16 protein-coding genes are annotated in these 21,756 nt (G+C 68.0%); 11 read left to right on the forward strand and 5 right to left on the reverse strand.

From position 1 onward, the window contains the following. The first annotated feature begins 13 nt into the window (after positions 1 to 13). From ACGFI6_RS34630 to ACGFI6_RS34640, 3 genes are all read left to right on the forward strand, one after another. The gene (locus ACGFI6_RS34630; RefSeq protein ID WP_393126206.1) at positions 14 to 844 is read left to right on the forward strand and encodes a phosphotransferase family protein; all 831 of its coding nucleotides are present in this window, start codon (positions 14 to 16) and stop codon (positions 842 to 844) included. Then, on the forward strand, positions 841 to 1,734 hold the full coding sequence (locus ACGFI6_RS34635) for an NAD-dependent dehydratase (RefSeq protein ID WP_393126207.1): 894 nt from the start codon (positions 841 to 843) through the stop codon (positions 1,732 to 1,734). Before ACGFI6_RS34630 ends, ACGFI6_RS34635 begins: the two co-directional genes overlap by 4 nt. A 75-nt stretch (positions 1,735 to 1,809) precedes the next feature. Then, positions 1,810 to 4,902, forward strand: coding sequence for a GH92 family glycosyl hydrolase (locus ACGFI6_RS34640; RefSeq protein WP_393126209.1), 3,093 nt, complete (start codon positions 1,810 to 1,812; stop codon positions 4,900 to 4,902). 331 nt (positions 4,903 to 5,233) lie between these two features. Here ACGFI6_RS34640 and ACGFI6_RS34645 read toward each other — a convergent pair whose 3' ends face one another. Beyond that, positions 5,234 to 7,201, reverse strand: coding sequence for a discoidin domain-containing protein (locus ACGFI6_RS34645; RefSeq protein WP_393126211.1), 1,968 nt, complete (start codon positions 7,199 to 7,201; stop codon positions 5,234 to 5,236). A 108-nt stretch (positions 7,202 to 7,309) separates the two neighbouring features. On the opposite strand from ACGFI6_RS34645, the gene ACGFI6_RS34650 reads away from it, so the two are divergent. From ACGFI6_RS34650 to ACGFI6_RS34680, 7 genes are all read left to right on the forward strand, one after another. Further along, a complete protein-coding gene (locus tag ACGFI6_RS34650; protein WP_393126213.1) occupies positions 7,310 to 8,518 on the forward strand; it encodes a DUF4185 domain-containing protein in 1,209 nt (402 codons plus the stop codon). Continuing rightward, complete coding sequence (locus ACGFI6_RS34655) at positions 8,518 to 11,547, forward strand: alpha-mannosidase (RefSeq protein WP_393126215.1); 3,030 nt, start codon at positions 8,518 to 8,520, stop codon at positions 11,545 to 11,547. Before ACGFI6_RS34650 ends, ACGFI6_RS34655 begins: the two co-directional genes overlap by 1 nt. Next, positions 11,540 to 12,433, forward strand: a complete 894-nt coding sequence (locus ACGFI6_RS34660) for a carbohydrate ABC transporter permease (protein WP_393126217.1) — start codon at positions 11,540 to 11,542, stop codon at positions 12,431 to 12,433. Before ACGFI6_RS34655 ends, ACGFI6_RS34660 begins: the two co-directional genes overlap by 8 nt. A 118-nt stretch (positions 12,434 to 12,551) precedes the next feature. Then, positions 12,552 to 13,433, forward strand: a complete 882-nt coding sequence (locus tag ACGFI6_RS34665; protein ID WP_393126218.1) for a carbohydrate ABC transporter permease — start codon at positions 12,552 to 12,554, stop codon at positions 13,431 to 13,433. 11 nt (positions 13,434 to 13,444) lie between these two features. Beyond that, positions 13,445 to 14,731 carry an ABC transporter substrate-binding protein gene (locus tag ACGFI6_RS34670; protein ID WP_393126220.1) on the forward strand — a complete coding sequence of 429 codons (1,287 nt, stop codon included), beginning with the start codon at positions 13,445 to 13,447 and terminating at the stop codon, positions 14,729 to 14,731. Then, a complete protein-coding gene (locus tag ACGFI6_RS34675; RefSeq protein ID WP_393126222.1) occupies positions 14,728 to 15,663 on the forward strand; it encodes a glycoside hydrolase family 130 protein in 936 nt (311 codons plus the stop codon). Before ACGFI6_RS34670 ends, ACGFI6_RS34675 begins: the two co-directional genes overlap by 4 nt. Beyond that, entirely contained in the window at positions 15,663 to 16,274 is a 612-nt protein-coding gene (locus tag ACGFI6_RS34680; RefSeq protein WP_393126224.1) for an SGNH/GDSL hydrolase family protein, read from the forward strand. The genes ACGFI6_RS34675 and ACGFI6_RS34680 overlap by 1 nt, the downstream gene beginning before the upstream one ends. 117 nt (positions 16,275 to 16,391) lie before the next feature. Here ACGFI6_RS34680 and ACGFI6_RS34685 read toward each other — a convergent pair whose 3' ends face one another. The 4 genes from ACGFI6_RS34685 to ACGFI6_RS34700 form a co-directional block, all read right to left on the reverse strand. Further along, complete coding sequence (locus ACGFI6_RS34685) at positions 16,392 to 17,399, reverse strand: LacI family DNA-binding transcriptional regulator (protein ID WP_393126226.1); 1,008 nt, start codon at positions 17,397 to 17,399, stop codon at positions 16,392 to 16,394. 56 nt (positions 17,400 to 17,455) lie between these two features. Beyond that, positions 17,456 to 18,454, reverse strand: coding sequence for a LacI family DNA-binding transcriptional regulator (locus ACGFI6_RS34690; RefSeq protein ID WP_393126228.1), 999 nt, complete (start codon positions 18,452 to 18,454; stop codon positions 17,456 to 17,458). A 69-nt stretch (positions 18,455 to 18,523) separates the two neighbouring features. Beyond that, the gene (locus ACGFI6_RS34695; RefSeq protein WP_393126230.1) at positions 18,524 to 19,462 is read right to left on the reverse strand and encodes a ribokinase; all 939 of its coding nucleotides are present in this window, start codon (positions 19,460 to 19,462) and stop codon (positions 18,524 to 18,526) included. Next, the gene (locus ACGFI6_RS34700; RefSeq protein WP_393126232.1) at positions 19,459 to 20,121 is read right to left on the reverse strand and encodes an SIS domain-containing protein; all 663 of its coding nucleotides are present in this window, start codon (positions 20,119 to 20,121) and stop codon (positions 19,459 to 19,461) included. Before ACGFI6_RS34700 ends, ACGFI6_RS34695 begins: the two co-directional genes overlap by 4 nt. 244 nt (positions 20,122 to 20,365) lie before the next feature. Between ACGFI6_RS34700 and ACGFI6_RS34705 the strand changes: the two genes are divergently transcribed. Continuing rightward, positions 20,366 to 21,727 carry an ABC transporter substrate-binding protein gene (locus tag ACGFI6_RS34705; protein ID WP_393126234.1) on the forward strand — a complete coding sequence of 454 codons (1,362 nt, stop codon included), beginning with the start codon at positions 20,366 to 20,368 and terminating at the stop codon, positions 21,725 to 21,727. The last annotated feature ends 29 nt before the right edge of the window (positions 21,728 to 21,756 follow it).

Here is a 21,756-nt window from a genome sequence, read left to right on the forward strand (position 1 = left end):
GTCTACTTCTCGGATGGTTCCTGGCTGGATTCCACGTGACGTCGTGCTGGAGGTTACGCAGGCGCCGGCGGTGGAGGCGGTGCACACCGAGCTGCTGCGGCAGTGGGGATCGTCGGAGGTCTGGCGGCTGTCGTACGGGCTGCGCAGCGTGATCGTGAAGCGCGGGACGGACACCCAGGCCGGCGAGGACGCGGTGTACGAGCGTCTCGTCGTACCGCTCGAGATGCCGGCACCACGGCTGCTGTACGGCGCTGACGGCGTACTGATGCTGGAAGACGTCGGGCGGGTGACGCTCGAGCAGGAGCCGACCGCGGACGGGTTCGTGGCGGCGGCCGCGCTGGTCGCGGAGATCCGCGGGAAGCCTGTGGACGGGGCGAGCGACTTCCCGCCCGGGCAGGTGAAGGAGCTTGCAACCCGGATCGGCCGGATCGACTTCGACCTTGAGCCGCTGGTGGACGCACTCGAGCGGCTGCACCGCGATGCGCCGCTTGGCATCGTGCACGGAGATTTCGTACCGAAGAACCTGGTGACGGACGGCACCCACTGGACCGCGGTCGACTGGCCGTTGGCGTACGTCGCGCCACACCTGAGCGACCTGTACACCCTGGTCCGCGATGCCGTTGCCCTCGGCTACGAGCGCGGGCCGATCGTCGCACGGTACGTCGAGGCCGCGGGGGCTGATCCGTTCCTCGTGGATCGGCAGCTGCTCGTCGGCGGCGCGTGCTTCTGCCTGCTCGCGTTGGCGTTCGTCGTCGAGGAGGGTCTGCGGACGATCCCCGGATCCGAGGAGTGGATCGATCCGCTGATCGCCGAGCTGGCGGACGTCGTGGAGCAGCTGCCATGAGGCTGCTCGTACTCGGCGGCACGAAGAACCTCGGCCGGCATGTGGTCGAGGCGGCGCTCGCCGACGGCCACGAGGTCACGCTGTTCAACCGCGGCCTGACGAATCCGTCGCTGTTCCCCTCCGTCCGCCGGATCATCGGCGAGCGCGCCGCGCCTGATGCGCTCGCCGGCGGTGAATGGGACGGCGTGATCGACATGTCTGGCTTCCTCGTCCGGGACGTGTCGCTGAGTGCCGCCGTACTGCGCGATCGGTGCGGGCACTACACGTACATGTCCTCGATCGCGGTGTACGCGAGCAAGACCGACGTCGGCATGACGGAGTCCGCCGCGTTGCTCGACTGGCCTGCTGGAGCTCCCGAGGACCACTTCACGATGGATCTGTACGGGCCGTCGAAGGTCCGGTGCGAATCGTTGCTCACTGCCACCTTCGGCGAAGGTACCGCCGCCGTACGGTCCGGGTTCGTTCTCGGCCCGTACAACCCCGACTTCGGCAACTGGGGCTGGGCGCTCGCGCACGGCGAACCGATGGAGTGCGCGGCCCGTCCCGAGCAGCCCGTCCAGTACATCGACGCCCGCGACCTGGCGGCCTTCCTCCTCCGCCTCACCGTGGACCGCGCCTCCGGCCCGTTCAACGCCGTCGGCCCCACGCAAACCCTCGCGGAACTCGCCACCACCTGGCGCTCCGTCGTACCCGACCCACCCCCGATGGACTGGTCACCCGCCGTCGACCGCTTCCACCTCCCCCACGACGGCTCCAACGACGGCACCTTCCACCTCAACACCACCCGAGCCCAAACCGCCGGCCTGACCCTCCGCCCCACCCACGCCACCGCCACCGACTACCTAACCTGGCTAAACGCCGGCAACACCCCACCCCCACCACCCCACTGACCCACACCTGTCCAACTGCTGAACGGTTGTCGCCGCCAAGCGCCGACTGGCTGGGCTGGTTCGTAGGATCGTGGGGTGATTATTGAGAGTGGGCGTGGGCCTGGTGGGGCTACTAGTTCGTCGGGTGGGTTCAGTTCCGTTGAGGGGACGCGGTACTCGGGGGCTGGTGGTGGGCGGCAGGAGGTGGGGCTGCCTGGTGGGGGAACGGTTGTCTCGGCGGGGGATCGGCTGCGGTACAAGGTTTATCCGGAGCTCGATGAGGCGTTGACGTACTCCGCGACGTACGTGGCGGTCGAGGTCGTGTTCGCGGACGGGTCGCGGCATGTGGGGATCGACCAGTACGGGAAGCCGGCTGACGCCGCGGGGCAGGGGGCGGCGAAGATCCTGTACGCCGGACAGTGGAACGACGTCCAGGTGGATCTCACCGCAGCTGCGGGGCAAACGATTGCGCAGTTGCTACTGGTGGTGGATGCGCCGGAGGCGGGGCACGAGTTCGCGGGCTGGATCGACGATGTCGAGGTCGGTCCGGCGCCGGCCGAGCCGAACGGTTCGGATCTGGCGGCGTACGTCGACACGCGCCGCGGGACCAACGCCAGCCACGACTTCTCCCGCGGAAACACGCTCCCGATCACCGCCTGGCCGAACGGGTTCAACTTCCTCACCCCGGTCACCAACGCGTCGACGCACCGCTGGCCGTACGAGTACCACCGCGCCAACAACGCCGACAACCGCCCGGAGCTCCAGGGCCTGACGTTCTCGCACCAGCCGAGCCCCTGGATGGGCGACCGCGACCAGCTCACGATCATGCCGGTCGCCGCCGCCGAACCGCTCGGCGATCCGGCCGAGCGCGCGACCGCCTTCAGCCACGACGACGAGATCGCGCGCCCCGACCTGTACTCGGTCGCGCTCGCGAACGGCGTCCGCGCGGAACTCACCCCCTCGGATCACGGCGCGATCTTCCGGTTCACCTTCCCGGCCGGCGCCGCCGGGCGGCACCTGATCTTCGACACGATCGACGAGAACGGCGGCTTCTCGTACGACGGGACCGCGCTCACCGGCTGGGTGGAGAACGGTTCGCCGCGCTCCGAGTCCGGGGCCACCCGGATGTTCTGCTACGGCGTGTTCTCGACCGCACCGACCACCTTCGGCGCAGCCTCGGGTGGTCGCGACAACGCCCGCGCGGCGAGCTTCGACGTACCCGAGGTGACGTTGCGGATCGCGACCTCGTTCATCGGGGTCGACCAGGCGCGGCACAACCTGGAGCTGGAGCTCGACGGACAATCGTTTGAGCAGCTGCAGGCCGCCGCGAACGCGATCTGGAACGAGCGGCTGCAGGTCATCCGCCCCGAGGGCGCGACGCCGCCGCAACTGCGGACCGTGTACGGCAACCTGTACCGGCTCAACCTCTACCCGAACTCGCACTTCGAGAACGTGGGCACGGTGGAAGCGCCGGAATACCACTACGCGAGCCCTGTGCAGCCAGTGCAGGGCGAGGCCACTGAGCGCGAGACCAACGCGGTCGTGCAGCCCGGAAAGATGTACGTCAACAGCGGGTTCTGGGACACGTACCGGACGGCTTGGCCGGCGTACGCACTGTTCTACCCGGAGCTGTCCGCGGAACTGGTCGACGGCTTTGTGCAGCAGTACCGCGACGGCGGGTGGATCGCGCGCTGGTCCTCGCCCGGGTATGCAGACTGCATGACCGGGACAAGTTCGGACGTGTCGTTCGCCGACGCCTACCTCAAGGGTGTCGCGCTGCCCGATCCGTTGGCGACCTACGACGCTGGACTGCGGAACGCCACCGTCGCGCCGGCGGCGACCGAGGTCGGGCGCAAGGGGGTCGAGACCGGGTTCTTCGCCGGGTACGTCAGCACCGACACCGAGGAGAGCGTGTCGTGGTCGCTCGAGGCGTACCTGAACGACTTCGGTCTCGCCCAGATGGCATCGCGGCTGGCCGATGACCCGGCCGTACCGGCGGAGCGTCGCGCCGAGCTGCTCGAGGAGGCGGAGTATCTGCGCCGGCGCTCGCTGAACTACGTGCTGCTGTTCGACAACGACATCAACTTCTTCCAGGGGAGGCGTCCCGACGGGACGTTCGCCAAGAGCCCGGCCGACTTCGACCCCGAGGAGTGGGGCGGCGACTTCACCGAGACCGACGGCTGGAACTTCGCGTTCCACGTTGCGCACGACCCGCGCGGTCTGGCCAACCTGTACGGCGGTCCGGCCGGCCTGGAGGCCAAGCTCGACGGGTACTTCTCCACGCCCGAGCTGGCGGTGAAGAAGGGGACATACTCGATCGTCATCCACGAGATGCTCGAGGCGCAGGCGATCCGGATGGGACAGTTCGGGTTCTCGAACCAGCCGGCGCACCACATCGCCTGGATGTACAACTACGCCGGTGTGCCTTCCAAGACGCAGGCGATCGTGCGCGAGGTGCTCGATCGGCTGTACGTCGGGGAGCAGATCGGTCAGGGCTATCCGGGCGACGAGGACAACGGCGAGATGTCCGCGTGGTACCTGTTCGCGGCGCTCGGTCTGTATCCGCTGCGGATGGGCGCGCCGGAGTACGCGATCGGGTCGCCGCTGTTCCCGCGCGTACTGGTGTCTCCGCTTGGCGGTCGTCCGTTGACGATCACTGCTTCGGGTGCCGAACATCCTTATGTGCAAGAGGTTCAGGTCGACGGCAAGCAGTTGCCTGTGGCATCTATAACGCACGCGGACCTGACTGCTGCGGGGCGACTCGACTTCACGCTGGGCGCTTCGCCGTCCGACTGGGGGACGCTGGAGTTGCCGCCCGCGCTGACTGTTGGCGACTCCGTTGCGAGCCCGCTCGTCGACCTCGTACCGGTCGATCCGGACAACCCGCTCTTCGACGACACCTCAGCAACCGAGACCACGGTCGACACCATCACCTGGTCGCTCCCGGCGCCCGCCACCGCGACGCTTTACACGCTGACATCAGGCTCCGGCGCCGGACCCACCACGTGGCATCTAGAAGGCTCCATCGACGGCACCACGTGGACCGTCCTCGACACCCGCACCACCACCACCTTCCGCTGGCCCCACCAAACCCGCCCCTTCAAAATCCCCACCCCCGCCCCCCACCAGCACTACCGCCTAACCTTCCCCACCCCCACCCCCCTAGCCCAACTAGAACTCCTCGCCTAAACCACCCCCGACTATGCGAACCCGCCCTCTCCGAGCCATCCGCCACGACTCGGCGGCCTGGAGGAGCGGCGGGTCGCCGAGTCGTGGATTTGGGTTGAGGATTCGCCGGTTTGGCGGCCGATTTCCACGACTCGCGGTTGACGCCTCGAGCCGTTCGCCACGAGTCGGTGGAGTTGGCTGTTGGTGTGGCCTGGCGGCGCGGTCCGCGGATCAACCTTCGTCGAGTCGTGGATTTGGGCTGTGTGGGGCAACCTAAATCCACGACTCGCGGCTGATGCGCTGAGCCATTCGCCACGACTCGAGGGTCTGGGCGGGGCTGGGGTTGGGTGGGTCAGGTTGGGGGGTGGAGGGTTAGGGATTTGATTCGGGTGGGTTGGGTTGGGGTTGTTGCTGGGGTGGTGATGAGTAGGCGGATGTAGCGGGCGGTGAAGGGAACTACCGGGCGGGTTGTTGTGGGGGAGGTGTTGTTGGTGACGGTGTCCTGGGTGGTCCATTGTTTGTTGTTGGTGCTGGACTGGAGTTGGAAGTCGCGGGTGTTGAGGTCTGGTACGCCGGCGTGTTCGACGATGTAGCTGCCGATCGTGCGGTCGACGCCGAGGTCTACGGACAACCAGGTCGGCGCGTGGCCGGACGCGTTCTCCCACAAGCCCGCGGACGGATCCGTCACGTAGTGCGCGGTGCTGTTCGCGGCGTCCGCCAGAACCGGCCGGTACTGCGCCAGATCAGGAACACCCGAAGCATCAACGACAGCAGCGAACTCCAGCACCCGAGCGGTCTGATCGTCGGACTGCGTCGGCCGATCGACTGTCAGCCGGAGGTACCTTGCGGGCACCGGACGTTCGAAGCGGTGGTCGGTGAGGTTCTCGATGTTGCCGGTGACAACATCCACCCGCCGCCACGGTCCGCGCGTCGATGACGCCGCCTCGACTGTGAAGTCCCTGGTGGTGAAGGCACTCGCGCCCTCGTACCCAGCATGCTTGATCCGATACCCGGACAGCACGCGCCGGCCTTCCAGATCGAGCACCAACCGCGGCCGTGCCCCGACCGCCGTCCAGTCGCGTACTGCAGCAACATCGGACGATGCGCGCGGAACATCAGGTACGTCAGCCCATTGCCGCAGATCGAGCCAGACGAAGCGCGGCCGGTAGATCTCGGTGGTGAGCGGATCCGCCCCGAGCCGGTTCACGTTGTAGCTGATCAGCAACCGCCCGTCGGACGACAGGCTCGGATGCGCCTTCGCGTTGTAGCAGTACGTACCGCCCTCGGTCTGCGACTCGTACACATAAGGCTCGGGACAGTTGTAGAACCGCACCCCGTCCGAGAACGGCCCGACCGGCGACGATCCGACCGCGTACTCAAGCCCGGTGGAGTTCACGTTGCGCAGGTACACCAGCAGGTACTTCCCGGCGTACCGCCCGGTCGGGATCGGCGTGACGCTCAGTTCGGTCGAGACGTCGGGATGCAGTACGGCGGCATCCTGCACGCTGACCGTGACATCCGGGCTCCACGACGTACCGCTCCAGAAGCGCCAGGTCGAGATGTCAGCGAACGAGTCCCGGCGGACCCGTGCCGCGACCAGGTCCTTCTGCCCGTTCGACAACCTGTTCCGATAGCCGTAGACGTACACGTAACCGTCCGCGGCCGGCGTGATGCCGACGCCGAACATCACGATGAACGTCTCGTCCCGGACGAGTAGACCGACGTCTTCGGTCCGGCGTACGGCGGTGTAGTCGGGCGTGCCGTCGACCAGCGGTACCGCGATCAGGTCGACCCGCGCTGCGTTCCAGTTGGAGTCCGGTGCGAACCCGGTCGCGTACAGCGTGTCGCCGATCGCGATCCCGTCGTTCATCCAGAACCCGTTGCCGAAGGCGCCGCCGTCCGGGATCACGAACGTCGCGTGTGCCGGGTCGGGACGATTGCCGACGAGCACCGCCGACGAGTTGTTGATGAATCCGGTCTGGTCGTACGTCAGTGTCTGCGGATCGACGGTGCCGATCCGGGTGTCGCTGAAGATGAACGCGGTGCGCGAGCCGGGCGTCGCCGCGCCGAGCCCGTCGCGGCCGTCGAGCGGGACGGAGTAGATCCCGTCGGCGCCGATCCAGCCGGAGCGGCGGTCGAACAGCTGGGTCCAGTCGTCCGCGCGGGTCGCGCGCAACGGCCGGCCGACGGGCGACGAGGTAGGCGAGGAAGGGGTCGTGGGGGAGGACCAGGACTGCGCCGGCAGCGCGGCGGAGACGCCCAGGCCGGTGGCCAGAGCGGCGTTGGTGCGCAGGAAAGTACGGCGGGAAACGGTGGTCACGGCAGGCACCTTAGGAAGAAATGTCAACGTTGACAAGGCTATGTCAACGTTGACATCATCAAATCGCTTCGCACCTTGTTGCTGTCACTCAGTGAGGGAGTACCAACCGTGCGTCAACCCCGATCCGCCCTCTTCGCCGCGGCCCTGCTCGCCGCCACCGCCCTCTGCGTCCCCGCCTCGGCCGCGCAATCGAACCCCAACGAGCACCCCGGGCGCGCCTCGAACCTGGTGGTCGAGAGCACGACCGAGCTCGGCCCGATCACCCAGAACCCGCACAACGCCGCCCGCGACAACGGCCAGAGTGTCCGGTACGGCAACCAGTCGGTCTGGTTCTTCGACGACACGATCCTGAAGGACCCGGACGGGTTCCTGACCAGCACCGCCGCGACCACGAGCGATCTGGACGCGAGCGACAACATCACGATGACCGCGGCGAACCCGTTCGACGAGCACTCGACCGGCGTACCGCCCGAGTTCGTCCCGTTCTCCGCTGCCGAGACCGCCTTCCAGACCGAGCACGCGTCGGCCGACTGCACGAACTCCACCGACGAGTACTGCGGGACCGTGTTCGCGCACTGGCCGGGTCCGGTCGTGGCCGACCAGGCCCGGCACCGGATCCTGGTGTCGTACGGCAAGTTGTGCCGCGGCGGCCGCGTCGGCACCCCGTGCGAGTCCGGCTTCGTCGGTCAGGCGCAAGGCACCGGCCTGGTCTCGGTCGACATGAACAGCAAGACAGTCACGCGATTGACCGCGACCAACCGGCCCGCTGACATCCCCAGCCCGGAGGGAACGGACAACACGCTGTTCTTCCCGGTCGGCCAGGACTGGACCGGCCAGGCGATGGTGCTGGTCGGGAACACGCTGTACGGCTACGGCAAGTGCACCCTGGACGGCTGCGCGGTCGCGAAGGTCCCGGTCGCGCAGGTCACGGACATCTCCCAGTGGCGCTTCTATGCCGGTGCCAACGGCAACGGTACGCCGCAGTGGTCGACAGATCCCACCAAGGCCGTGCAGGTCAAGGCCAACGGGGCCGCGGGTTCGACCGTCTACTGGGACAGCGCGTTCGGCGCGTACGTCAACACCTACATGCAGTTCCTGGCGCAGGACGTGATGTACCAGACGGCACCCAACCCGTGGGGGCCGTGGAGTACGCCGAACAAGCTGTTCACCGCTGCCAAGACCAGCGGGACCGAGTACGCCGCGTTCGCGCACCCGGAGTACACCAGCGCCGACGGGCTGACGAAGTACTACACCTACTACACGTCGTCGACCGGCGCGCAGATGCTCGTCAAGGTCCGCTTCGCGAAGGGCTCGTGATGCACCAGCATCCACAACGCACCATCGATCGGGCGCGCCGGATGCTCGACGAGCGGGTTCGTCCCGCCGTCGAGCGCCGGACGGCGCCACTGCAGGTCGCCGTACGCCGGCTGCCCGGCGAGCCCGAACCGTTCGACCGGGCAACCGCCGGACCGTTCGAGCCGTTCACCAAGGGTTCCACCTGGGGCGAGGCGTGGACGACCGCGTGGTTCCGGCTGGACGGCGAGGTTCCGGCCGACTGGACCGGGGCGGAGGCCGCGGTCGTCGTCGACCTCGGCTTCGAGGGCGGTCCCGGATTCCAGTCCGAGGGCCTGGTCCACCGCGCGGACGGCAGCATCATCAAGGGCGTCCACCCGCGCAGTCAGTACGTCCGCCTCGATCCCGGGACGACCACGGTCGAGCTGTACGTCGAGGGTGCCGCGAACCCGGACATCGCGGCGCGCGCGTTCCGGCCGACCCAGCTCGGTGACGGGCTCGACGTGGACGGCGAAGCGCACTACCGCTTCCGCCGGGCCGAGCTCGTCGAGCTGGATCGCGAGGCCGGAGCGCTGGCGGTCGATCTCGACGTGCTGATCGGCTGGGCGGAGGAGTTGGCCGCCGACGATCCACGCCGCTCGAAGATCCTCCGTGCGCTCGATCGGGCCTGCGACGAGATCGCCCCGGAGCGGATCCACGAGTGTGTCGAGGCCGCGCGCGCCGAGCTCGCGACGGTCCTGACGCAGCCGGCCGCCGCGAGTACGCATCGGGTCGCGGCCGTCGGGCACGCGCACATCGACTCCGCCTGGCTGTGGCCGATGCGCGAGACCGTGCGCAAGTGCACGCGGACGTTCGCGAACGTGCTCGCGTTGATGGATGACTACCCCGAGCTGCGCTTCGCCTGTTCGCAGGCGCAGCAGTACGCGTGGATCGAGGAGCACCAGCCGAAGCTGTTCGCACGGATCGCCGACGCGGTCGCCACCGGCCGGTTCGTACCGGCCGGCGGGATGTGGGTCGAGTCGGACACCAACATGCCGGGCGGCGAGGCGCTCGTCCGGCAGTTCGTGCACGGCAAGCGGTACTTCGCGGAACGGTTCGGGGTCGAGCCGCGCGAGGTCTGGCTGCCGGACTCGTTCGGGTACTCGGCCGCGCTGCCGCAGATCGCCGCGCTGGCAGGGTTCCGCTGGTTCCTGACCCAGAAGCTCGCCTGGCATCCGACGAACCCGTTCCCGCACCACACGTTCTGGTGGGAGGGGATCGACGGCACCCGGCTGTTCGCGCACCTGCCGCCTGTCGACACCTACCTCGCCGAGCTGACCCCGGCCGAGCTCAACCACGCCGCGAAGAACTTCCGCGACCACGCCGGTGCGACGACCTCGCTGGTCCCGTTCGGGCACGGCGACGGCGGTGGCGGACCGACCGCGGTGATGATGGAACGCGCCCGCCGGCAGGCCGATCTCGAGGGTGCGCCGCCGATCGAGCACCTGACGCCGACGGCGTTCTTCGAGCGCGCCGAGGCCGAGTACCCGGATGCGCCGGTGTGGGTCGGCGAGCTCTACATGGAGGCCCATCGCGGTACGTACACGTCGCAGGCGGCGATGAAGCGCGGCAACCGCCGTACCGAACATCTGCTGCGCGAGGCCGAGTTGTGGTGCGCGTCGGCGACGATCCGGACCGGCGCGCCGTACCCGTACGACGATCTCGACCGGATCTGGAAGACGGTGCTCCTGCACCAGTTCCACGACGTGCTGCCCGGCTCGTCGATCGCCTGGGTGCATCGGGAGGCACGAGCGGCCTACGAACAGGCTGTCGCGGAGCTCGAGGAGCTGATCGCGACCGCGCTGACCCAGCTGGCCGGCGCAGGTGATACTTCGATCCGGTTCAATGCCGTACCGATGTCCGTGGACGGCGTGCCCGCGCTGGGCGCTTCGAATACGGCGGCTCCCAACGGACCGAGTGTGACGGCGCAGTTCGACGGAGAGCAGTGGCTCGTCGACAACGGCGTCTTGCGGGTCACGATCGCCGCGGACGGGACGATCACCTCACTCGTCGACACCCGGTACGATCGCGAATTGGTTGCCGAGGGCTCCCGCCTCAACGACCTGGTCCTGCATCACGACCTGCCGAACGCCTTCGACGCCTGGGATCTCGACGCGTCGTACCGCGCGACCGCCGAACCGCTGCGCGCCATCGACTCGCTGCGCGTCACGGAAGGCCCCGACGCGGTAGTCGTCGAGGTACGCCGGTCGCAGGGCGCGTCGACGTACACGCAAACGATCACGGTGCCGGCCGGAGCCGACCGGGTGGACTTCACGATCGACGTCGACTGGCACGAGCGCGAGAAGTTGCTCAAAGCAATGTTCGGTGTGGATGTCCGCGCCGACCAGGCGACCGCCGAGATCCAGTTCGGGCACCTGCGCAGGCCGACGCACGACAACACCACCTGGGACGAAGCGAAGTTCGAGGTGTGCGCGCATCGGTGGGTGCACGTCGGCGAGCCCGGGTTCGGCGTCGCGATCGCCAACGACTCGACGTACGGTCACGACCTGCGCCGACTCGCCGGGCAGACGGGCGATCCGCTGGCCGGCCGTACCGGGACCGGGATCGGGCTTTCGTTGCTCCGGGCACCCAGGTACCCGGATCCGGAGACCGATCAGGGCCGGCATCAGGCGCGTTACACGCTGGTGTCCGGCGCCGAGATCGCAACCGCGGTCGAGGCCGGGCTCCGGCTGAACCTTCCGGTCCGAGAGGTCCGCGGTACGTCGGCACCCGGGCCGATCGTGACGGTCGAGGGCGCAGGCGTGGTGGTCGAAGCGGTGAAACTCGCCGAGGACCGCTCCGGCGACCTGATCGTCCGGCTGTACGAGGCCCTCGGAGCCCGCACCACAGCACGGCTCACCTGGGATTTCGTTGCTACCGGCACCGAGATCGTGGATCTGCTGGAGCGTCCGCTCGAGACCGTCGACGAGCCACGGTTCGCGCTGCGGCCGTTCCAGATCCTGACCGTCCGGATCCGGCGCCAAGAGCGTCGGGAGGTGTCGGCCGATGACTAAACGCCGCCGGGACACGATCCTGGGCTACCTGTTCATCTCGCCCGCGATCATCGGCCTGCTGCTGTTCGTGGTCTATCCGATGGTGACGTCGCTGTACCACTCCTTCACCCAGTGGAACGGGCTGACCCCGGCCAAGTGGGTCGGCCTGGAGAACTACAAGTTCCTGTTCACCGACGACCCAACGTTCTGGCCGTCGTTGAAGGTGACCGTGCTGTGGGTGGTGATCTCGGTCCCGGCCACGCTCGTCGCGGGCCTCGCGCTCGCCGTCGTCGTGAACCGTACGATCAAGGGCGTCAAGATCTTCCGGACGATCTTCTACCTGCCGGTCGTCCTGCCTGCGGTCGCCGTACTGACGTTGTGGAAGTACATCTACGACCCGACGTACGGACTGGCCAACCAGCTTCTCAAGTTCCTGCACCTGCCGACCAGCCTGTGGCTCGGCGACGCGCACGTGGCGCTGCCGGCGATCCTGATCGTCGGGATCTGGAGCGTCGGCGGCACGATGATGATCTTCCTGGCCGGGCTGCAGGCGGTGCCGGAGGAGATCCAGGAGGCGGCCAAGGTCGACGGCGCGAACGCGTTCCGGCGCTTCACCCGGATCACGCTGCCGATGATCGGGCCGATCATGATGCTCCAGCTGATGCTGGCGCTGAACGGTGCGTTCCAGACCTTCAACCAGGTCGCGATCCTGACCAAGGGCGGACCGGGACATTCCACGAACCTGCTGATGTACAAGATCTACAACGACGGGTTCGCCGACTTCATCACCTCGCCGCAGCTCGGGTACGCGACCGCCGAGGTGTGGGTGCTGTTCGTGATCGTGATGATCGTGACGGTCGTGATGCTCCGCCTCACCCGAAGCCGTGTCTACCAAGGGGAGGGCTGATGACGGTGCTGATGCCGCGACTCCGTCGCGGCGGGTCATGGGGCTGGAACTCCCGGTCTTCCCTCGTCGCTGCGGTCGCTCCGCTCCCTCCGCTCCTCAGTCCAGACCGGGAGGCCCCATGACCGCCGAAGCTCTTGCCGTAGTACGCCCGGCTGCGATGACGCAGCGGGTGCCGTTCATGCTGTCGCGGGTTGCCTGGTACGCGCTCTGCGGGCTGCTCGCGGTCTCGATGCTGCTGCCGCTGGTGTGGATGATCAGCATTGCGCTGAAGGGCAACGGCGACATCAACCAGCTGCCGCCGGCGTTCCTGCCCCGCGAGTTCCGGGCGGCGAACTTCGTCGACGGCCCGGCGCAGATCGGCTTCTACCGGCTGCTGCTCAACACCGTGATCGTCACGGTGCTCTCGACGGTCGGCGCCGTGGTCAGCTCGATGATCGTCGGCTACGGCATCTCCCGGATCGAGTTCCCGGGCCGCCGGCTCTGGTTCGCACTGATCTCCGGCAGCATCTTCGTACCGGGCATCGTCGGGCTGATCCCGCTGCAGCACCTCTACATCAACCTCGGGCTGATCGACACCTGGGTGCCGCTGATCCTGCCGGCCTTCTTCGGCAGCCCGATCTTCGTGTTCCTGGCGCGCCAGTACTACCAGTCGATCCCGAAGTACCTCGACGAGTCGGCCACCATCGACGGCGCCGGGCACTGGATGATCTTCACCCGGATCATGGTGCCGCTGACCAAGCCGGTCTGGATCACGATCGCGATCATGTCCTTCCAGTTCGCCTGGAACGACTACCTGAGCCCGCTGGTCTACCTGCAGGACTCGAAGAAGTTCACGCTCCCGCTCGGGATGGCGGCGTTCCTGTCCGACCAGGCGGGCTCTCAGTACAACTACTACATGGCGACGAACCTGCTGTTCGTCGTACCGCCGCTGGTGCTGTTCTTCCTCGCCCAGCGCTACTTCATGGAGGGCCTCGGCGCCCTCGGAACCATCGCGAAATGAGGAGTACGACTATGCCCAAACTGAGGGCGACAGCAGTACTGGTGGTCGCCGGTCTGGCTTTGGCCGGGTGCGGCGGTGGCTCCGACGCCGGCGGCAAGAGCGGCGGGACCATCAGCTACATGACGTGGGAGTCCGTGGCCACCAACGCCGCGCTGGACAAGAGCATGGCGAAGCTGCAGGGCGTCGGCGTCAAGCGCGAGGAGTCGCCGAACGCCGACTACGCGCAGAAGCTTGCCTCGCTGATCATGTCCAAGAAGGCGCCGGACTTCTTCTGGTGCTCGAACTCGCAGGAGCAGAACCTGGCCGCGGAGGGCCTGCTCTACGACTGGTCCTCGTACCTGAAGAAGGGCGACGGCCTGCAGGAGGACAAGTTCTCGCCCGGTTCGCTCGACCTCTGGCGCAACCCCGAGGGCAAGCTGTACGGAATCCCGACGCTGGCGAACACGTACGGGTTCTTCTACAACAAGGCCGACTTCGACAAGGCCAAACTGAAGACCCCGGCGATCGGCTGGACCTGGGACGAGCTGTACGCCGACATCACCGCACTGAAGCATGCCAACCCGAAGGCCACGCCGCTGGTGAACGCGTGGGCACTGCTGGAGAGCCCGCAGGGCATCTCGGCGTACTCGGTCGCGAACGGCGGTGCCCCGATCATCGAGAAGCCGATCGGGTCCAAGGAGGTGAAGGCGGACGCGACCTTCCGGGCCGGCGCCGAGAAGATGACGAAGGCGATCAAGGCCGGCGAGATGACCAACCCGGACTACGACGGCACGAACGCCGTGGCCCAGTTCGCGAACGGCGGCATGCCGCTGATGTTCGGCGGCCAGTGGCTGCACCAGTCGATCACCCAGAACAAGCCCAAGTTCGAGTGGGGCTACGCGCCATGGCCCGCCGGTACGGCGAAGTCCGTGCAGCCGATCGAGACCAACGGCGTCTGCTCCCCGGCGACGCTGAAGGACCCGGACAACACCTGGAAGGTGATCAGCTACATGGAGGTCACCGGCTTCAACGAGACCATGAAGGAGCAGCCGATCGCCCCGATCGCCTACGAGCCCGGTTCGAAGGGGTACTACGAGGCGCTGCAGGCGGGCGACGCCGCGGCCAAGAGCATTGCCGCGACCGCGACGTACGAGCTCGGGGTCAAGGACAAGTTCGTCACGCAGTTCCTGGATCCGTGGTCGACTCCGGCCGGTGACGTCGTCGGCACCACCTTCAACCCGGCGCTGTCGGGGAAGAAGGACCTGAACGCGGGCATCGACGCAATGGTTGCCGGGATCAACAAGCTGGCGGCCAAGTGAGTGCGCCTGCGGTCGACTACCCGTTCGGGCCGTTCGTGCCGCGGCCGGAGAACCCCGTTCTCCGGCCCGGCCGGCACGACTGGGAGTCGGCGAACGTCTACAACCCGGCGGCGCTCTCGGTGGACGGGCGGATCGCGCTCGTCTACCGCGCCCATGCCGACGACATCGTGTCGCACCTCGGGCTGGCCTGGTCCGACGACGGCATCACGTTCGAGACCGAGCCGGATCCGGTGATGGTGCCGACCGAGGACTACGAGCGGTACGGGTGTGAGGATCCGCGCGTGGTGTTCGTGGACGGCACCTACTACCTGACGTACACCGGCTGGGACCGGCACACCGCGCGACTGTGCCTCGCGACCTCGACGGACCTGCGCAACTGGGACAAGCACGGGCCGATGTTCCCGGGCATCAACACTTTCGCCGGGGTCCGCAAGACGCCCGGACCCGAGTGGAGCAAGGGCGGCGTGATCCTGCCCGAGCAGATCGACGGGCAGTACCTGATGTGGTTCGGCGAGGGCAACATCCACCTCGCCACGTCGTCCGACCTGTTGCATTGGAAGGCCGATCCGACGCCCGTACTGCGGCCCGAGCCCGGCACGTTCATGGGCGACCTGGTCGAGACCGGCCCGCAGCCGATCCGGACCCGTACCGGTCACGTACTGCTGATGCACAACAGCGCCGTCGTCCGGCCGGAGGGTGGCGTGTACTACGCCTGCGGCCAGGTGCTGATCGATCCGCGGCGGCCCGACACGGTCGTCGCCAAGCTGACCGAGCCGTGGCTGGAGCCGAGCACCTTCGAGGACCAGCATGGACTCGTCGACAACGTGACGTTCGTCGAGGGACTCGTGTTCCACCGCGGGACCTGGTTCGCGTACTACGGCCAGAGCGACACCACGATCGGTGTCGCCACGTTCACCCCGGAGGAATCGTGATGATGCTCGCGGACGGCGCGCGGGTGATGTTCACCGGCGACTCGATCACCGACTGCCATCGCCGCGACACCGACAACCCGCTCGGGTACGGGTACCCACTGCTGGTGGCAGGACAATGGGGCCTTCGGCAACCGGATCGCGTACCGGTCTGGATGAACACGGGCATCTCCGGGGACACGCTCGCCGGGTTGGGCAGCCGGTGGCAGACCGACGTACTGGACGAACGGCCGGACGTGGTGTCGATCCTGATCGGGATCAACGACTGCGGGTACCGGTTCTCGTTCGGGCACGACGAGGTGACGGCGGACTCGTACCGCGCCGGCTACCGCCAGCTGCTGGAGCCGCTCGCCGGCGTCCAACTTGTACTGATCGAGCCGTTCCTGCTGCCGGTGAAGGAAGAGCAATGGGCCTGGCGCGCCGACCTGGACGCCAAGATCCAGGTCGTACGCGAGCTCGCCCGCGAGTTCGGCGCCCGCCTGGTCGCCGCTGACGGCATGTTCGCCGAGCTTGCCGCCGGCAACAACCCGGAGCACTGGCTCTCCGACGGCGTCCACCCAACCGCCGCGGGCCACCAGGCCCTGTCCGAAGCCTGGCTTCGACAGGTCGGCTAGTCGTACCGAAGAACGGGTAGTGGTGGGCCGTTGACCGCGCGGGCATCAGCCGGTTCCGCGGAGTCGGTGTCCAGGACGGCCCGAGAACGGCATCACTACCCGTTCTTCGGTACGCAGTCAGTACGTCGGGGTGTCGTTGACGACGAGGCGGGCGGGGACCTCCAGGCGTTGGGGGGCGCGGGAGGGGTCTGTCAGGCGGTCGAAGAGGAGTTGGGCGCCGGCGCGGCCGACGTCGTACGGGTCGCTGTCGATCACGGAGACGCCGAACGCGGCCGCCAGTTCGAAGCGGTCGAAGCAGACCGTGTCGATCCGGCGTTGTGCGAACGCCTGCGACTGCAGGAGTCCCGTACACAGGCGGTTGTTGTCGACGAAGACGGCGTCCGGTGCGGCGCTCGGCAGCAGGTCCTCCGCCGCACGGCGGGCGTCCTCCTCGCTGACCAGGTTGTCCCGTACAAGGGTCGGGTCGACCGCGATGCCCGCGGCCTCGAGCGCGGCGACGTACCCGGCCCAGCGTTCCTCGGCGCCGCTGCCGCTGCGCGGGTGACCGAGGTACGCGATCCGGCGGCGCCCCTTCGCCAGCAGGTGCTCGACACCAGAGCGGGTGCTGGCCGCGTTGGTGGTGGTGACCGAGTCCATCGATTCGCCGAGGCCCGGGGGAGGGGAGTCGACGAACACGATCGCCGACCCGAACCGCGCCTCGTTCGCGAGATAGCCGAGATCGTTCCCGACCGGGGCGATGATCAGCCCCGCGACCCGGTGCGCGAAGAACGAGCGGATCGCGCGGTGCTCGAGCTCCGGGTCGTTCTGCGCGTCGGCGGTCAGCACCAGGTACCCGCGCTCGGACGCGATCGAGTGGATCCCACGCAGCATCGGCGCGAAGAACGGGTTCGTACAGTCACCGAGCGTGACCCCGATCGAGGTCATCGCCTGGTTCTTCCGCCGCAGCCCGGCCGCGACGTCGTTCAGCTGGACGCCGAGCCGGTCCGCCTCCGCGACGATCCGCTGCCGCGTCGACTCCCGTACCTTCGGATCCCCCCGCAAGGCCCGCGACACCGTCTTGATGCTGACACCGGTCGTCGCGGCCACATCCTCGAGCCGCGGCCGCCGCGGAACTTCACTCTCCATGACCCCAGTGTAATGTCAACGTTGACATTATTGGGTTCCGATCGGACCGCAGCGGGCTATTTCTTGGCGGCCGAGGTGGATCGGATGTGCAGTTCGGTACGGAGCGTGACGGTGGAAGGCGGCCGGCCAGGGGCCGTGGTCCGGTCCTTGAGGAGCATCCCGGCGGTCCGGCCCAGCTCGTAGGTGGGCTGCGCGACCGTGGTCAGACTGGGGATCACGAGGTCGGCCCACGGGATGTCGTCGAAGCCGACGATCGCGATGTCGTCCGGGGCGCGCAGCCCCTTGCGGGCCAGGCATTCCAGCGCGCCGACGGTCATCAGGTTGTTGGTGACGAACAGTGCCTCGGGCGGATCGGCCAGCTCCAGCAGACTTTCCATTGCCGAGTACCCACCGGCCTCACGGAAGTCGGCGTGCCGTACCAGATCCTTGTCGTACCGGATGCCGCCCGCCCGCAGCGCCGAACGGTACCCGGACAGCCGGTCCATCGCGGTCGAGACCTTCCGCGGGCCGGTGATGCACGCGATCCGCTGGTAGCCGCCGTCGATCAGGTGCTTGACGCCCTCGAACGCACCGTGCTCGTTGTCCACCAGTACGGTGTCGGCCTCGACGCCCTCGACCCGGCGGTCGATCATCACCAGCGGGATCTTCGCGTCCGCGAGCAGTTGCACACCCTCCGCTGTCGACGTCGGCGAGATCACCACCCCGGCCATCTGGTCGGTCAGCACCGCCGACGCGTACGCAGCCTCCTTGACCGGGTCCTCGTCGGAGTTACAGAGCACCACGTGGTACCCCTCGGTCTGTGCGACGTCCTCGAGACCGCGGACCAGTGAGGTGAAGAACGGGTTCTCGATGTCGGAGATGACGACGGCCCACAGGTTCGTGGAGGACTTCCGCAGGTTGCGCGCGACGCCGTTCGGGCGGTAGCCGAGCTCGGCGACCGCGGCCCGGACCTTCTCGGACAGCTCGGGGTCCACGTTCCGCCGGCCGCTCAGCACCCGCGAAACCGTCGCCGGCGACACCCCAGACCTACGCGCGACGTCGTAGATCGTCGTCATACCCGCTCCCCGCTGGAGATCCGATGGTCGTCTGGATCGCACTCTAACTCCGATCCGAACCAAAGGATGTCATGTGACGGAGGTTGCGCCGTCCAGCAGTGCCAGGGCCGCAGCTTGGGAGGGGGCTGAGTCGGCGGCGCCGTTGACGGTGGTGGACAGGGCGCCGGCGGCGTTCGCGAGTCGTACGGCGTCCACGAGGCCGGCGCCGTGCGCGAGGGACGCGGCCAGCGATCCGCAGAACGCGTCCCCGGCGCCGACGGTGTCGACCGTGTCCACGTCGTGCGCCGCCACCCGTTCTGCGAACCCGTTCGCGTGGTCCAGAACGAACGCGCCACGGGCTCCGAGCGTCACCACGCACGCCTGCAGGTTCCAGTCGTCGGCGAGCTTGCGCGCGATCATCGGCAGCTGCGATTCGTCGTCGCAGTCCAGGCCGGTCAGGGCTGCGGCCTCGACCTCGTTCGGCACCAGGATGTCGACGTACGAGGCCAGCGCCGGATCGATCGGGCCGACCGGCGCCGGGGTGAGGATCGTGGTGACACCCGCGGTCGAGGCGAGCCGGAGGGCAGCCTGGCTCGCCTCGACCGGGAGTTCGAGTTGCACGCTGAGCACCTTGCTCGCGGTCAGTACGTCGGTCGCCGCCTCGACGTCGCGCGAGGTGATCGCCGCGTTCGCACGGGAGACGATGATGATCGAGTTCCCGCCGTCGGGCAGCACCAGCGGCAGGCCGACCCCGGTGCCGAGCTCCGGATGGCGCACCACCCAGGACGTGTCGACGCCGTTCGACGTGAGCAGTTCCAGGAACTCCTCGCCGTACCGGTCCTCGCCGATCGTGCCGACGATAGCTGTCCGCGCACCCATCCGCGCTGCGGCGATCGCCTGGTTCACGCCCTTGCCGCCGAGGAACTCCGCGAAGCCGGTCCCGTGCAACGTCTCGCCCGGCAACGGCCGCCGCTCCGCCGACGCCACCAGATCCTTCATGAACGACCCCAGTACGCACACGTCGTTCATGCCTGGCCCTCCGTGAGACGTTTGCCCAAGGCACCGGACGGGTGGAACTGGGCGAAGTCGTGATGGCTGAATTCCCGCAGTACGACGAGGGCGCAGGCGAGCGCATCGCCCATCGCCAGTGAGGCGGTCGTCGACGCGGTCGGCGCCAGGTTCAGCGGATCGGCCTCGCGCAGCACCATCGTGTCCAGCGTGTACGTCGCCAGTTGGGCCAGCGTCGATTCTTCCTGCCCGGTCATCGCGATCACCGGGATCGACCGTTCGCGCAGCATCCGCACGAACGCACAGACCTCGGACGTCTCGCCTGACGCCGACAGGGCCAGTACGAGATCGCGGGACGTGACTGCGCCGGAGTCGCCGTGCAGCGCGTCTCCCGAGTGGATGAACGTGGCCGGCGTACCGGTACTGGCGAGGGTCGCGGCGATCTTCCGGCCGACCAGACCCGACTTGCCGAGGCCGGTCACCACCAGGTGACCTTCGCACCGGGCGACCGCGGTCAGTACGTCGAGGAAGACGCCGTCCAGCCGATCGGCGAGCGCGGACACCGCCGCCGCCTCGGTCTCGATGGCTTCCCGCGCCGCCTGCAATCCCCGTGCCACCAGGTCCCTGGACAGCTCGTCGGCCGTGCGGTGGGCGGACGCACGGTTCGGCACAACTGGCATCCCAGCGCCTCTCATCTCAGAAATCGATTTCCGCAGATTAGGCAGCGAGCCCAGGTGGTGTCAACGGCTTCACCCTGGAAGAAACCCTGTGTGTACGCGGAAATCGCTCGGCTTGACCACATCGTCACCCCGCCGCCCCTTGACCGGCCAGGCCGTCACTCGTACATTGCGAGAAATCGATTGCCGTCCGGCATCGACGACCTGCGCAGTTCGGCCCGATCGTTCGACACCTCTGGAGCACCCGATGGCCGCAACACCCTCCCCTGTCCGGCAGCTGAGTCGCCGGTCCGTCCTGCGCGGCGGGCTCGGTGCCCTCGCCGCCTCCGCGGCCGGCGTGCCGCTGCTTTCCGCCTGTGGCGGCGACTCCTCCGGCGGCAACGCCAAGGAGCTGTCGTTCTGGAACTTCTACGGCCCGTCCGACGACCAGGGACCGCAGAGCAAGTGGTTCGTCGACACCGTCGCCGAGTGGAACAAGAACAACGACGTCAAGGTCAAGCTGCGCTACATCCCCGGCAAGGACTACCTGAACGGGACGACGCTGCAGACCGCGTTCCAGTCCGGGCAGGGACCGGACATCTTCCTGATCAGTCCCGGTGACTTCCTGCGCTACTACAACGGCGGCGTACTGCAGGATCTCGGGTCCGCGCTGCCGGACGAGTCCAAGAAGGACTACCTGCCCGGCCTGCTCGAGGCGCGCAGCGTCGACGGCAAGGTCTACGGCCTGCCGATGGAGATCGAGCCGCTCGCGATGTACTACAGCGAGACCGCGTTCGAGAAGGCCGGCCTGTCCGAGGCCGACCTGCCGAAGACCTGGGACCAGACGCTCGCCGTCGCAGAGAAGCTCACCAACGGCAAGCAGTACGGCGTGATGTTCGAGACGCTGCCCGGCTACTACCAGAACTTCACCTGGTACCCGTTCCTCTGGCAGGGCGACGGCAACGCGATCAAGGACGGCAAGTCCGCCTTCGACTCGCCGGCTGCCGTGCAGGCGCTGAAGTTCTGGGGCGACACCGTCAAGAGCAAGCTGGCCCCGCGCAAGCCGCTCGGCGACGGCGGTGGCGACGTGGTCTCGAACCTCGTCTCCGGCGCGGCCGCGATGCAGCAGACCGGGATCTGGGCGGTCGCGGACCTGCGGGCGAAGGCGAAGAACTTCAAGTACGGGATCGTCCCGCTGCCGACGCCGGACGGTGGCAAGCCGGCCACCGACCTCGGCGGCTGGGCGTTCGTGGCGAACTCCAAGGGCGCGAACCCGGAGGCCGCGGCCAAGTTCATCGCCTGGGCGCTCGGCTCCACCGATGCGGCCGGCGTCGAGCGGCAGCGGCAGTGGAACACCGTCGTCAAGACCAACCTGCCGCCGCGCAAGTCGGTGCAGCAGGCCGCGGACGCGAAGGGCGCGTTCGCCGACGGCGCGCTGAAGAAGTTCGTCGGCGAGATCGCGCCGACCGGCAAGCCGGAGCCGCGGTTCCCACCGGAGGTCTACCAGCCGATCGCGGACGCGATCCAGGCCTGCCAGCTGAACGCCGCCGATCCGGCCAAGGCCGCCGCGCAGGCCGCCGAGAAGATCGACACGTTCCTCAAGACCTACCAGGGCGCGCCGATCAGCTGATGGTGACGACAACCGCTGCTCCGTCCAAA

This window comes from Kribbella sp. NPDC048928 (assembly GCF_043197975.1).
Lineage (GTDB): Bacteria > Actinomycetota > Actinomycetes > Propionibacteriales > Kribbellaceae > Kribbella.